The organism is Halostagnicola alkaliphila, from assembly GCF_055379965.1.
Genome location: NZ_AP043826.1, coordinates 2290077 through 2302784 on the forward strand (window position 1 = coordinate 2290077; position 12708 = coordinate 2302784).

Sequence of the window (12708 nt, forward strand, 5' to 3'; positions counted from 1 at the left end):
CGATGCATAACTAATCCTGACTCGCCGCTTCCATCCCCTATGTGGCCCTGGGAACACGCAATTGTCGGGTACGTGGCGTATTCGCTCTTCTGTCACGCCTATTATCGCGACTCGCCGAGCGGGCTCGAGGCGTTCGCGGCCGTCTTTGGATCCGTTTTACCGGACCTTATCGACAAGCCACTCTCGTGGGAGTTCGGCGTGTTCGAGGCGGGGTACGCTATCGGTCACTCGATATTTTTTGCGGTTCCACTCGCGATAGTCGTCGGATTCGGGACACGGTCGGTGGGGCGTCCTCGAACCGGGATCGCGTTCGGACTGGCCTACCTCCTTCATTTACCGTCGGACGTGCTTGACGCGTACGTTCGTGAAGATATCGTTCACTACGAGTTGATGCTGTGGCCGGTCGTAACTGTCCAAGACGGCGGGCACGGTCACGGATTTCTCGAGCAGTTTTCGATACTGTTCGACCAGTATCGGGCGGAGCTATTCTCGAGCGATCCGTCGGCGTATCTTTGGGCTCAACTCGGACTTGGCGTGTTTGCCGGGTTGCTCTGGCTGTACGACGGCGCACCGGTAGTTCGAGAATTCGCCGTTGGTGGCCTTAAGGTGTGTACAGGTCTCGTCGGACGTATGAAGGGGTAAACGAACGCACGCTTCCAAGCGATTTATAACTGGTAATCGAGAGCGTTTTCTCAGCCAGAAAATCGTGTTGTGGGGTTACTATTACCTGAGTCAATCCTCGAGTGAGGACGCGATGTCCGGCTCTGAAGGACCGTGCTCCTCGATCATCGACTCGGTTGGGAGGTGCCTCTGACAATCACCTCTGACAGTCGACGATTCCCAACCGAGCCCCACTCATACTCCGTCGACTCCATCTGAATTTCAGTGACGACTCGGGTACGGTAGAATAGTTCGAGACTGTCGGCGATTTCACCGAGGCTGTTCGTTTGAGGTGTGTTTCCTCTTTCAGAACGCTCAATCAAACCCATGCCAGAGCTCGGTTGGCCGCGTCAGTGTCGCCCGTATAGTGAATACATGATGGACAACAATCCGAGCAACCGGCTCGTGTTCTCGAAGAACACGGTGACGACCTGCGACGGACTGATAACCGTCGTGATGAAGACATTAATCAGGAACGGAAACAGTGTCAGCAATAGGAGTCCGATTGAAAGATACAGCATCGACGTGCTGTCGTTCCGTCTGTACCCTCGGAACGCTTGGTAGGCGATGACCGTTCCAACGAGCGCGACGAGGAACAGACTCGCGACGGTCAGTATCTCGAACAAGGGAGCCTCGTCGAGTCTGACAACGTTCTGGCTCATCGCATCCCCTCCCACATCCGCGTGAATTTATCCGCGACGTCCCGATCGCGATAGGAGAGATCGAGGGAAAACTCGCCCTCCTCCAGTGAAAGTTCGAGGCTGTCGAGGTTTGCCGAATAGACGCTGTAGTGGTTTCCGTCCTGTGCAAGTTCTGTTTCTTCGGTGATGAGCTGACACTCCGTGAGCCGATCGAGCCGACGATAAATCGTCGGCAAAGAAGCGTCACACCGGTCGCTCAATGTACTGGCTGACATGGGTTCGACGCTCGTTTCGGTGAGGATCGCTCGTGCGTACTCGTCGTCGAGAACAGCGAGCAATTCCGTCAGGTCGCAGTCCTCACTCACTGGTAATATATCGTTTCGGGACTGATATGAAAAGGAGTCCGGTTTTTCTACTTCAGAAAATCCTCCTAAACGAGCTAAATTCCACGTTTAGTTCCTTGCATGCCGCCTGAACCCCGTGATTTGTCTTCTGTGTCTCCACCTGCCGATTCGAACATCGAATCGAAATTGAACTGGTTGAACTCCTCCGGTTTGATATCTTCGGTCGCGTACACGTAGAGTGCCGTCTTCGCAACGCCGGTGATGACACCGCCGACGAGCATCGAGAGAACGCCAGCCGAAATGGCGACGGCCAAAGCGACTACGACCATTGCAAGGCCCTGGGAAGCAACGAGAATCCCGACTGCCAGGATGACCCCGGGAATCATGATGAGTGCGGGGATAATTCCCAGACCAACCTTGGTACCGACGGTTTCCCCCCAGGTCTCTTTGAACGTCGAGGCGCTCTCGGTGAACATCGATGTCGCAGTCACGTCGTCCTGGAAGACGATAACTGGAATGACGAAGAACGTTGCGACGGCCCAGCCGACGCTGAAGATCATCGCGGCGATCTGCGCACCGATTCCGCCGCGGGACTCGAGTGCCTGGATGAAGATACCGACGACTGCGCTCACGAACGACCAGATGAGCAGCGTTCCCGATTTTCTCGAGGCGGCTCGCAATCCCTCATCGATATGTGGGTCGTTTCCGTGGAAAACCTCCCCGACGGAGTAGACCAGACCGGCGTTGAACAGTGCGGTGATATATGTCGTACCGAAATAGACGACGAACAACACCACGATTTCGATGCCACCCAGCGACAGCTCGCTGGCCAGAAAGAGCGGTCCGAGTAGTGCAGCCACGAACACGGCCGATGCGATTCCGCTCACGAGCGGGTACAACGCGAGCTTCGGGTGCGATCGAAGTACTCGAAGGCTGGCAATCGACAGGACGAAGCCAGTCTTGAGGCGGCTGAAATATCCCATGAGTGAATTTGGTGCTAACAGCTTATCAATACGCAGTAATAGTTTCTGGCCCGGAAACTCCGCTCGAGTAGCACATTCGACCCCGCCTCGAGGAATTCTCTCGGTCGTCCGCATCGCCAGCCGCCCGTTCCGCTCGTCGCTCGTTTCCACGTCGACGGTCGTCGAGTCGGTCAGAAACTGACCCGCTATTTCCGTCGTCGGGGTTGGATTCGCTGAACACGCTTGCCAAGACGGCCACCAACAGAACCGACTCATACGGTCTGCTGTGGGTCATTTTCGGGGCGACTGAGACCCGTTCTGCGGTCTCCGATACCCGTTACACCAGACTGTATCAATCGTCGCGGGCGATGTCGTACAAAGCTGCCGTCGGATCTCTGTCATCGGTACCCTCTGCATTCGAACCCTGATGTGTGGACAACATGACGTATTCCTGGCATTTGGGGCGTACTGATCGTGTTCTCCGATCCTTCCAACGGAGACGAAACTATCCACATTCAAGACCGTAACACTCGACTACTGCGCGCGTCCCTAGGTGCGAATATTTTTAACGGGAGCCCCGAAACCGTCGTCTCATGGTCGACGATGGCGACGATCGCGTCTACTACGTTATCAGCGACATTCATCTCGGCGGCGACGAGCAACTCGAGGAGGCCGCGTTTCTCGACGAGCTTCTTTCCTTTCTCGAACGCCTCGAGCGGACCGACGAGAACGCCGAGTTGATCATCAACGGCGACGCGTTCGGTCTCTGGGAGTTCACTCGCATCGAGGGGATCGAAAAGTTCGACGCACTGAAGGAGGCGTATCCGGAGCTATTCGAACAGTTTCGTGCGACCGGCGAGAACACGCCGATCACGCTGTTGCCCGGAAACCACGACCACGAACTGGCCGCCTACGACGAATACGTCGGTCGGCTCGCCGAATATAATATCGACCTCGTTCAGGACCAATCGATCAACCGACCCGTCGGAGAGCAAGCGATACACTTCGAACACGGACACCAACAGGATCCGAACAATCGGATCGAAGACTGGGGAAATCCGCATGCGTCGCCGCTCGGATACTATTACAACACGCTCGTGACGAGCCGCGCCGGCCAGGTGTCCGACCGAGGACGGTATAACTGGTTGAAGGATGTCCAAGCTGTCACGCCGACCGAGTGGATGCCCATCTGGCTCATCTCGAAGTACTTCTACCGCGAGATGAACCCGCTTATCCGGTACGCGATGGTTCCGTTTCTCCTGTTGTTCAACGTCAGTGCGATATTGGCGATCCTCGCAGGTCTCGATCTCGCCGGTGTCTGGTCGACGCCGGTGGAGGAAGCGACCGCATTTCTCGGCCAGTTCGGTACCGCCGGGACGGCGGCGTGGTACCTGCTCGCGATCAACATCGTCGTCACCGGCTTGTTGCTCCTGGTCGGGATTCCGCTGTACGTCCTGCAGCGAGATCTCAAGAAGACCATCGATCGATTCGGGATTCTAGATACGGAGATGACGATCGATCCCGTCGCATCGTACGAGGAGGCCGCTCGAGATGTCTTCGACGACGATCCGGAAACGACGATCTTCTGTTACGGACACACCCACCGTCCCGATGTCCGAGAGATCGATGGCGGGTTGCTCGTCAATACGGGGACGTGGTTGAAGCGACTCCACCGTCGAGACGGCGTTACGGGACTTCTCCCGCCGGTGTTTTATCCGTCGTACCAGCTCTGTGCGGTTCGGATCGCCGCCGAGTCGGATGGCGTCGTCGTCGAACACGAGGCCATCGAGAAACCGAGCCCCAGCGCGGAGGAACTCACGCTCACCGAACGACTGCTTACGCTCGGCCGAGAGCCGAACCCCGAATTACCGGACCAGGCGGTCCTCGAGGACGGTCCGGAAGTTTCGACGCCGGAGCTGGCGGAGTAATCTCGCCAACGAACGGCCGGCCAGTCATTCTCGGAGCGTCTTTGGTATGAATAGTGTCACCCGGAACACTAACGTCCAGCCTCATCCCGTGGCGGCATGCCGCGTCGGCTGGCTAACCCTCGTGCCGGGCGGGTGAGTTAAACGGCCTCACCATCCGTGCGGCGGTTTGGGACCGCCAGACCGGTGGTGAAACGCACCACCAACGTGTGTCGCGTGCCCGGGTTCGCCGTTCTATCATCGCACCCGAATGGGTAAGCTCGGACGGGGACTTGAGGCACGCATCCGATAGTAGCGTCGCGTGCGTTTAAAGGCTGTTGCGTGGCCCAAGAAAGAATGGATATGCCCTCAGCGGATCGAACTGTCGTACCCAGCACCGCTCGCTAAAACGAATCGAACTTAGTAGATGTACTCGTCTTCGCTAAACTGGACGTAGTTCCCGTTCCGGTACGCGAACTTCCGCTTTTTGTACGCCGCAAGGATCTTCGCCGCACCGATTCCGGCGGAGTACTTCTTCGAAATGATCGAATCACCGTCGTTCGAGCCCTGCATGTCGCGTACCGTTTCGAACGCCCAATCCCAGTCGTCCGGTTCGTAGTCGGCGACGATATCGGCAAACGCGACGTTTCGGCGGATTTCGTCGCCGATCGCCCGTTTCCAGACGTCGTTGTAGTTCGCGAGCGAGTCCGTCGCGGCGAGTCGGCCCGCGATTTTCCCGGTGCGGACCGCGACGTGGTACCCGCCTTCGTGGAACGCCGAGGTCGTTCCCATCGCACCGCCCGCGACGGCGATGTTCGCGCCGACGGGCGACTCGACCGGACGAGTCGAGGAAATCGGATACGTTTCGGTTCCGTTGGACTTGCCTCGATCTTCGACGATCGGGAAATCCTCCTCGATATCGTACTCGTCGCCGTACTCGAGTTCGAGTAGTCGGCGAATGTACTCCGAGCCGGACGGGATGCCGTCGTCGGTCGCCTTCAGAAGCTTGTACGATTCGGGATTGTCGACGTCATCGAGAGTCATCCCAATCGGCATCGTGAGCCCGACGCGAGCGACCGTTCCGTCGTTCGGGAAGACCCACGGGTACGCAGTCTCGCCGGGCATGTAGCCCCACCAGAATTTGAGCCGGTCTTCTTCGAACAGTTCCTCGGGAAACTCCCGGTACTCCTGATAGGCGATGTGGTTCGCCTCGGGCGGCGAGAGCTGTTCGGAAATACTCGAGCCGGGTTTCGTGAACTGATCGAGCGCGTCGAGAGTCACCCGCCGCTGTGGACCGTCGGCGAGAACGACGTATTCGGCTTCGACCTCGTCGCCGCTCGAGAGCGTCAGCGTATGCGATGGACCGGAAAGATCAGTGTCGACCGATTTGACGCTGGTCCCGACGCGAAGGTCCGCACCGGCATCGATGGCGCGTTCGTGAAGCCAGTCGTCCATTCGAGCGCGATGGAAGGTGTAGCCGAACTTCGGATAGGTGGCGTCCATCCCGGTCGTGTTCAACTTGACGGACGAACTGGGGCCGACGAAGTCGGTTCCCTCGAGTTCTCGGTGGACGACCTCGTCCGGAATCTCCTCGAACTCGAAGTCCATGATATCGATCCAGTAATCGAGCATCCCAGCGGCGTCGGTCGAATCGGGACCAGCTTCCGTACGGTCCTCTCGTGGGACTCCCTGTTCGAACAGGACGGTCTCCGCGTCGTGGGAGGCGGCCCGCTCGGCCGCGGTCGCACCAGCGGGACCACCACCGATAATCGCGACGTCGACGTGTTCCATATTCCGTTCGGACTCAGCGAGCCATATTAAACTGCCTGAAATTCGTATCTGCTATCGTGTGGTTCAGGCTTGCTGACAACGCATCCGATCAACGTGATCGAGATTGAGTGGACGTAACGAACGTTTTTGAGGATACCACCCAACAGCACGGACATGGCCGACGAATTCGACGTTCTCGTTCTTCGACGAGGAACACACGGCATGCCCGTCGAGCAATACGTTGAGTCGCTGCGTGACCGCCTCCCAAATCGAACCGTCGAACTCGCTCGAACACCGGCGGCGGAGCGGGAGAAGATCCGCGACGCGAGGTTCGTCACCGGAATGACGCTCGACTCGGAACTACTAGAACACGCTGAAAATCTCGAGGTGTTCGCCTGCGCGTACGCGGGGACGGGCCATCTCCCGCTCGAGGAGCTCCGAGAGCGGGGCGTCACGGTGACCAACGCCTCGGGCGTTCACGGCCCAAACATCGGCGAGCACGTACTCGCTTCGATACTGTACTTCACGCGGCGGTTCCACGAAGGCGAGCGCCGCCAACGACGACGGGAGTGGCGACACTACCAGGTCCACGAACTCCGGGGTTCGACGGTAACTATCGTCGGTCTCGGTGCGATCGGGGAGGCCGTCTGCCGACGGCTCGAGCCCTTCGACGTCGACACGGTCGGCGTTCGATACTCGCCCGAGAAAGGCGGGCCGACCGACGACGTGATCGGGTTCGGAACGGAGGCCTTCCACGAAGCACTCTCCGAGACTGATTATCTGGTGTTGGCGTGTCCGCTCACCGACGACACGCGAGGGCTGATCGGTCACGACGAATTCGTCACTCTCGATCCCGATGCAGTCATCGTAAACGTCGCGCGCGGACCCGTCATCGAGACGGACGACCTCGTGGATGCGCTACGCTCGAGTTGGATTCGAGGTGCGTCGCTCGACGTGACGGACCCGGAGCCGCTTCCCGAAGACCACCCGCTGTGGAACCTCGGAAACGTTCATATCACGCCGCACAACGCCGGACACACCCCTAAATACTACGAACGGCTCGCGGAAATCGTCGCGACGAACGCGACGCAAATTGCGGAGTCCGGATGGGACGTCGAACTCGAGAATACGATCACCTTGTAACCTCGAGACGGTCTAACGGCCGGAACGGAGAGAAATCTTCTACATACGACTCCACAATGTATTTACTAACATAGACGAAACAGTACGACGAATATGACGGTCCTCTCGACGGAAGACGAAGGCAAGTTCCTCATGGATATCCGCGGCGAACAGATCGGTATCGTTACGGAGGTCGATGCGATCGAACAGTTCGCGTACGTCGATCCCGAGCCGAAACTCACGAACGCGTGGGTCCAGAGCCTCGGATTCGGTAAAGCGGGCGAGGACGATATCAAAGTTCCGGCAGATAACGTCGCGACGGTAACCGATTCCGAACTTCGTGTCGATGCCGACCTCAGCAGCGAGGAGTAATCCGACTGTTCGATCACTCCTTCCGCCCGATTGCTTTTATAATCGTCTAGGACGAACTCCTCCCTAATGAGTAGTCGACAGGTCGACCCATCAGTCCAGTATTTCACGACCCAACTAGTCCAGTTCGGCGAGGGAAACCGATGACGCTGACGTTCGAGGGAACGATCGTGGTGCCGTTGGCGGACCCCGAAGACGCCGAACGGACTGCAAGCGCACTCGCTCCGCGCCTCGAGCCGACCGCAACAGTTGCGCTCGTGAACGTGATCGAGAAGGCGGGCGGCGGGATCGACAAGGCACCGATGGGCCAACGCGAGGAGTACGCCGAGGACATCTTCGATGCGGCCCGCGACTCCCTCGCGAACGCCCCGGTCGACATCGAGACGGACGTTCTCTACGGAACTGATGTCGTCGAGACGGTGTTCGACGGCGCACAGGAGAAAAACGCCGATGCGATCGCTTTCATTCCTCGAAGCGGAAACCGTCTCACGGAGCTCCTTACGGGAGATGTCGCTCGACGACTTATCAGGGAGGCGTCCGTTCCCGTCGTTTCGCTCCCACAGCAAACGTAGGTCTCAGGACGTGTGAGTATCGTTGTCCGTCGGGTCACCTAACCGGCGGACACGATCCAGATATGCGTCCTCCCAGCCTGTCAAAATGTCGTGGTTCGTTATAGGTAGCCGTTCTCGAGCAGCAGTTCGCCGTTGAGCACGCTCGCTCCGGCGGCACCGCGGATAGTGTTGTGTGCAAGACAGTTGTATTGCAGGCCGAACGGCGACTCGCGGATACCGCCCGCGGCGATGGCCATACCGCCACCGAGAGTGCGGTCCATTCGGGGCTGTGGTCGGTCGGGTTCCTCGAAGACGTGGATAAGCTGATCTGGCGAGGATCGAAGGTCCAGCGAGGGATACGCTTCCATCGCCTCTGCGGCGTCTTCGGCCGTAATATCCTTCTCCGTTTCGACCCAGACGTTCTCGAGGTGGCCGTCGATAGTCGGGATTCGGTTACACGAGGCTGCGACCTCGACGCTGTTGTTCGAGAGTTCGGCGCCGTCGAACTCGCCGAGCAGTTTCCGCGACTCGGTCTCGAGTTTGTCTTCTTCGCTTCCGATGTGAGGGATCGCGTTGTCGATGATCTCCATCGACGTCACACCGTCGTAGCCCGCTCCCGAAACCGCCTGCAGAGTCGAGACGTGAACTTTCTCGAGGCCGAACTGTGCGAGAGCCGCAAGCGTCGGGACGAAAGTGATCGTCGAGCAGTTCGGGTTCTTGAGCAGCGCACCGTCCCAGCCTCGTTCCTCGCGCTGGACTTCGAGGAGATCAACGTGTTCTGCGTTGACTTCTGGGATCACCAGCGGAACGTCCGGATCCATCCGTCCGTTCGAGGAGTTCGAAGAGAGGACGTAGCCCGCCGTACAGAACTCCGGTTCGACTTCGGCACCGACGCTCGAGGGCAAAGACGAGAACACGAGGTCGATATCGTCGGGAATCTCGCTCGGGTCGGTCCCAGTGACGGTCATATCCGCGACGTCAGCAGGAATCGGCGAGTCGACGCGCCACTTCGCGGCGTCACGGTAGGTCCGGCCCGCACTCGACGCGCTTGCGGTCAACGCCGCGATTTCGAAGGATGGGTGGGGATCGAGAAGCTGAATCAATCGCTGTCCGACGGCGCCGGTTGCACCGAGAATTCCGACACGTACAGTCATTTTCCGCACCTCAGGTTTGTGAGCGCAAAACCGTTTGGATTTCCCTCGCACACCGCTATCTGCGAGGACGAACATGATCGGCTTTCAGCGAGTGTGCGCGAGCCTCGAAACGAGCATAGAAGATATTAAGAAAACGTAGCCAAACAGTACGACCAATGGAACACAATCTGTCCCCGAATCGTTCAGTGAGGTCGTTGGCGTTCACCGATGATACGGATTCAGTCGACATTCAAGTTTACACGCCCCACTCGTCCGGGTGGTCCCAATGAGCGGTTCGACTTCGGACTCGACCGCCGTCGGGCCATTTACCGGCGGCTTCGGTATCGGTGCGGCCGCTCTCGGTGTCGTAAGTATCCTCTTCGGCCTCTTCGCGGCTATCGACGGTTACATGGAACTCGGAATGGCCGTCACCGGGGATGATCCGATGCTCGAAGGAGTCGTCATCCTCACGTTCGGCGTCGGAATCGGCGTCGTCGCGCTGTTCGTCGGCGCGTATATGGAACCCGGATTCGGCGACGACGATCACGGCCACTGACTGGGCGGTTCAGCAGCTGAACAGGATCTCTCAGGTTACTCCGGCCGAACAACAGAGTACAACTCTAACGGTTCTCGCCGGTGTGGCGATTGGCGGTGAACCCACTCTCTGGATTGTAGAGTAACGCGTCGCGATTGCTCGTCGGAGAATTTAGGCAGCGACCTTTCCGCTCTTCTTTCGCGTGACGTAGCCCGCAATCCGGTTACGAACGCCCTTCGATTCGATGTTCGTGAGCTTATCGACGCTGTCTTTGTTCTGTTCGAAGTCGGTCGTGAACGCGTCCGGATACCGCTCCAGCAGGAGCGCTCCCGTCTTTTTGACGTAGGCCGGTTTGATTGCCATAGGAGGGTTTTCCGTCTAGAGGGCCTTAATTGACTCCCTTTTCGCTCGCTCGAACGTCACGACTGCTCGATTCCGTTTCCGCCGGCGAGACTCCCGCTCGAGGGTCGAGAACCCTCCTTAACTCCGTGGTCGTCTGCTTTGCCCACGAGTTCTTGGAATTTTTCGGACCGTTTTGCCACGCGATCCACCGCCTCACTGTCGGGCTCTGTGTCTCGTGACTCGAGAAGGAACGTGGTGATTACGACCGTCTTGACCCACGGTTTGAGGAAGCCGGTATAGATCGTCACGACCGTCCCGCCGACGAGCGCCCACCCGAGTAGTTGGTACTGGCCGGAAACGCTTCCGAGCATCGTTGCAACCGGTATCAGTGCCAGCGCGAGTCCGAATGCCGCGACGTACATTCCGATCACGATCAGCAGCGTCGACGCGAGTACCGGTTTCCAGTTCTTGCCGTAGAGGACCACTCCGTTCCTGGCCGAGCGCCACCGGTTTTGCTCGCTCTTCGTAAACATGTACGCGATGATCGCTTCGTCGATGTACGACGCTGCTATCGCGATCGCCTTTCCGAGAAGCTGGACGAGCTTTTGTACGTTCGGGACGACGGAAACGAGACTCGAGAACGAGACGACCGTCTCGTTGAACTGTTTGATGATCGCTTTGACCAACTGGTCCACGGCGAAGAGAGCGCTCGCTTCCGCAAAGTGCTCGCTCACCTGTGATTTGCCGTACTGGAGCTGATTCGATGGAACCTCACCGGTTTCGATAACGTGGGCGATGACCGCGATGTGTGCTACTTTGACGAGATAAAGCACGTACCGGCTGAGCAGTCGCCACCCCGCCACGAACAGACCGATCGAAAGGATCAGACCGACGATCGCGACGAGTTCGGAAATCGATCCCGACTCGAGCAGCCGCCGCCCGAACCAGGCGATCGCGCCGAAGTAGACGATCGCGAGCAGTCCACAGAGCAATCCGATACCGAGCCGAAGCACCACGAACGGCAACGTTTTTCGGAACACACTCGTCGCAGTTCTGAAATGAAACCTCATCTACGGGACGATCCCGCCCAATGGTATTTAAACTCGAGTGAGCCCGGCAAATTCCATTGGGGGAAATGTAGCCAGTGTTCATCGGCGAGACCATCGTGAGACAGTAACTTGACAAAGTCCCCCAACTATAGATACATGACCTCCTAATTACCGTTAACATGGGACCGAATACCGACCCGATCGACGAGAAGACAGGAACCGATAGACGGACTTTCGTAGGCTTGATCGGGTTGACCGGAACGACCACGCTCGCTGGCTGTTCGGAGTTAGGACCAAGCGACACCGCGAATGATGACGAGGACGGTGGAAATAACGGGAAGCCAGATTCCGTCGCTGTCTACGAAGATCTCACCTACGCGGAGCGCGATGCGGGCGAGATGAAACTGGACCTGTACGTCCCCGAGGTCGACGATCCGCCGCTGGTCGTTTACGTCCACGGCGGCGGGTGGGTCTTCGAAACTCGAGAGAACGTCCCGGACGGAAAGCGGTACGCGGCGGAGTGGGGATGTGCGATCGCCAGCGTGAGCTACCGGTTGGCGAAAGTTCCAGACGACGTAGACCTGCCGTTTCCGATCGATCCGGACAATCCGACGCCGAGGGGCACCTTCCCCGATCAGATCGTCGACGTGAAGGCGTCGATCAGGTGGCTACGAGCGAACGCCGACGACTACGGGTACGACGCGGAAACCGTCGCGACGTGGGGTGCGTCGGCCGGCGGCCACTTGGCCAGTCTCGCCGGTGTGGTCGACGACGTCGAGTCCGTCGCGGGGGACGTATACCCGCCCGAAGCCGTCGAAAAGGAGGTTGCCGCCGACGAGTCCGGTGCCGTGCAGGCGGTTATCAACTGGTACGGGATCACCGACCTCCTCGAGCTTCCGGGTGGCTCCGATTCGGTCGAATCCCTCCTCCTCGGCGGGCCGATTTCGGAGAACCAAGGAGAAGCCGAGCGAGCGAGTCCGACAACCTACGTGTCCCAGGATAGCCCGCCGTTTCTCATCATGCACGGCCGCCCGGATCAGGTCGTTTCCGTCGAACAAAGCCGGATCCTGTTCGACGCGTTGGCCGAGGCCCACGTCGACGCGGTGCGTTACGAACTGCACGACCTTGGTCACGTATGGGGAGAAGATTCGGAACGAACGGCGATGGACGGGCTGGTAGCGGATCCAACGCCCGCACAATCGATTTCCGAGACGGCCCACCTCGAGGAGGGTGGATCCCCGGTCGACCTCGTCGGAGAGAAAACCCCGGCGGGACCGGAGTCGATCGGGAGCTTCTTAGAGCGGACGATCGTGTGAACAGAGTCGG

At 58.7% G+C, this 12708-nt stretch carries 14 protein-coding genes; 7 read left to right on the forward strand and 7 right to left on the reverse strand.

Annotation, left to right across the window (positions count from 1 at the left end):
• The first annotated feature begins 39 nt into the window (after positions 1-39).
• Positions 40-642 (forward strand): metal-dependent hydrolase, encoded by a 603-nt coding sequence (locus ACZ5C7_RS16700; protein WP_464377406.1) that lies wholly within the window; start codon positions 40-42, stop codon positions 640-642.
• A 368-nt stretch (positions 643-1010) separates the two neighbouring features.
• Here the strand turns inward: ACZ5C7_RS16700 and ACZ5C7_RS16705 are convergent, their stop codons facing one another.
• The 3 genes from ACZ5C7_RS16705 to ACZ5C7_RS16715 form a co-directional block, all read right to left on the reverse strand.
• Positions 1011-1322, reverse strand: a complete 312-nt coding sequence (locus ACZ5C7_RS16705) for a DUF7521 family protein (RefSeq protein WP_464377407.1) — start codon at positions 1320-1322, stop codon at positions 1011-1013.
• Positions 1319-1666, reverse strand: a complete 348-nt coding sequence (locus ACZ5C7_RS16710) for a helix-turn-helix domain-containing protein (RefSeq protein WP_464377408.1) — start codon at positions 1664-1666, stop codon at positions 1319-1321. Before ACZ5C7_RS16710 ends, ACZ5C7_RS16705 begins: the two co-directional genes overlap by 4 nt.
• Before the next feature lie 74 nt (positions 1667-1740).
• Positions 1741-2628 carry a DUF6159 family protein gene (locus ACZ5C7_RS16715; protein WP_464377409.1) on the reverse strand — a complete coding sequence of 296 codons (888 nt, stop codon included), beginning with the start codon at positions 2626-2628 and terminating at the stop codon, positions 1741-1743.
• A gap of 572 nt (positions 2629-3200) precedes the next feature.
• On the opposite strand from ACZ5C7_RS16715, the gene ACZ5C7_RS16720 reads away from it, so the two are divergent.
• Positions 3201-4535 (forward strand): metallophosphoesterase, encoded by a 1335-nt coding sequence (locus ACZ5C7_RS16720; protein ID WP_464377410.1) that lies wholly within the window; start codon positions 3201-3203, stop codon positions 4533-4535.
• 396 nt (positions 4536-4931) lie between these two features.
• Here the strand turns inward: ACZ5C7_RS16720 and ACZ5C7_RS16725 are convergent, their stop codons facing one another.
• Positions 4932-6302: an NAD(P)/FAD-dependent oxidoreductase gene (locus ACZ5C7_RS16725; RefSeq protein WP_464377411.1), complete on the reverse strand. Its 1371-nt coding sequence runs from the start codon at positions 6300-6302 to the stop codon at positions 4932-4934.
• Positions 6303-6455: 153 nt separating this feature from the next.
• On the opposite strand from ACZ5C7_RS16725, the gene ACZ5C7_RS16730 reads away from it, so the two are divergent.
• The 3 genes from ACZ5C7_RS16730 (at position 6456) to ACZ5C7_RS16740 (ending at position 8344) form a co-directional block, all read left to right on the forward strand.
• Positions 6456-7424, forward strand: coding sequence for a D-2-hydroxyacid dehydrogenase (locus tag ACZ5C7_RS16730; protein ID WP_464377412.1), 969 nt, complete (start codon positions 6456-6458; stop codon positions 7422-7424).
• A 93-nt stretch (positions 7425-7517) separates the two neighbouring features.
• Positions 7518-7775 carry a hypothetical protein gene (locus ACZ5C7_RS16735; protein ID WP_464377413.1) on the forward strand — a complete coding sequence of 86 codons (258 nt, stop codon included), beginning with the start codon at positions 7518-7520 and terminating at the stop codon, positions 7773-7775.
• Between the two features lie 140 nt (positions 7776-7915).
• Complete coding sequence (locus ACZ5C7_RS16740; protein WP_464377414.1) at positions 7916-8344, forward strand: universal stress protein; 429 nt, start codon at positions 7916-7918, stop codon at positions 8342-8344.
• Positions 8345-8442: 98 nt separating this feature from the next.
• Here ACZ5C7_RS16740 and asd read toward each other — a convergent pair whose 3' ends face one another.
• Positions 8443-9477, reverse strand: coding sequence for an aspartate-semialdehyde dehydrogenase (gene asd, locus ACZ5C7_RS16745; protein ID WP_464377415.1), 1035 nt, complete (start codon positions 9475-9477; stop codon positions 8443-8445).
• Positions 9478-9742: 265 nt separating this feature from the next.
• On the opposite strand from asd, the gene ACZ5C7_RS16750 reads away from it, so the two are divergent.
• Positions 9743-10012 carry a hypothetical protein gene (locus tag ACZ5C7_RS16750; RefSeq protein ID WP_464377416.1) on the forward strand — a complete coding sequence of 90 codons (270 nt, stop codon included), beginning with the start codon at positions 9743-9745 and terminating at the stop codon, positions 10010-10012.
• 150 nt (positions 10013-10162) lie between these two features.
• Here the strand turns inward: ACZ5C7_RS16750 and ACZ5C7_RS16755 are convergent, their stop codons facing one another.
• Together ACZ5C7_RS16755 and ACZ5C7_RS16760 are read right to left on the reverse strand one after the other, a co-directional pair.
• Complete coding sequence (locus tag ACZ5C7_RS16755; RefSeq protein WP_464377417.1) at positions 10163-10354, reverse strand: 30S ribosomal protein S17e; 192 nt, start codon at positions 10352-10354, stop codon at positions 10163-10165.
• 56 nt (positions 10355-10410) lie between these two features.
• Positions 10411-11373, reverse strand: coding sequence for a hypothetical protein (locus ACZ5C7_RS16760; RefSeq protein ID WP_464377418.1), 963 nt, complete (start codon positions 11371-11373; stop codon positions 10411-10413).
• Positions 11374-11780: 407 nt separating this feature from the next.
• Here ACZ5C7_RS16760 and ACZ5C7_RS16765 point away from each other — a divergent pair, with 407 nt between their 5' ends.
• Positions 11781-12698 carry an alpha/beta hydrolase fold domain-containing protein gene (locus ACZ5C7_RS16765; RefSeq protein ID WP_464378465.1) on the forward strand — a complete coding sequence of 306 codons (918 nt, stop codon included), beginning with the start codon at positions 11781-11783 and terminating at the stop codon, positions 12696-12698.
• The last annotated feature ends 10 nt before the right edge of the window (positions 12699-12708 follow it).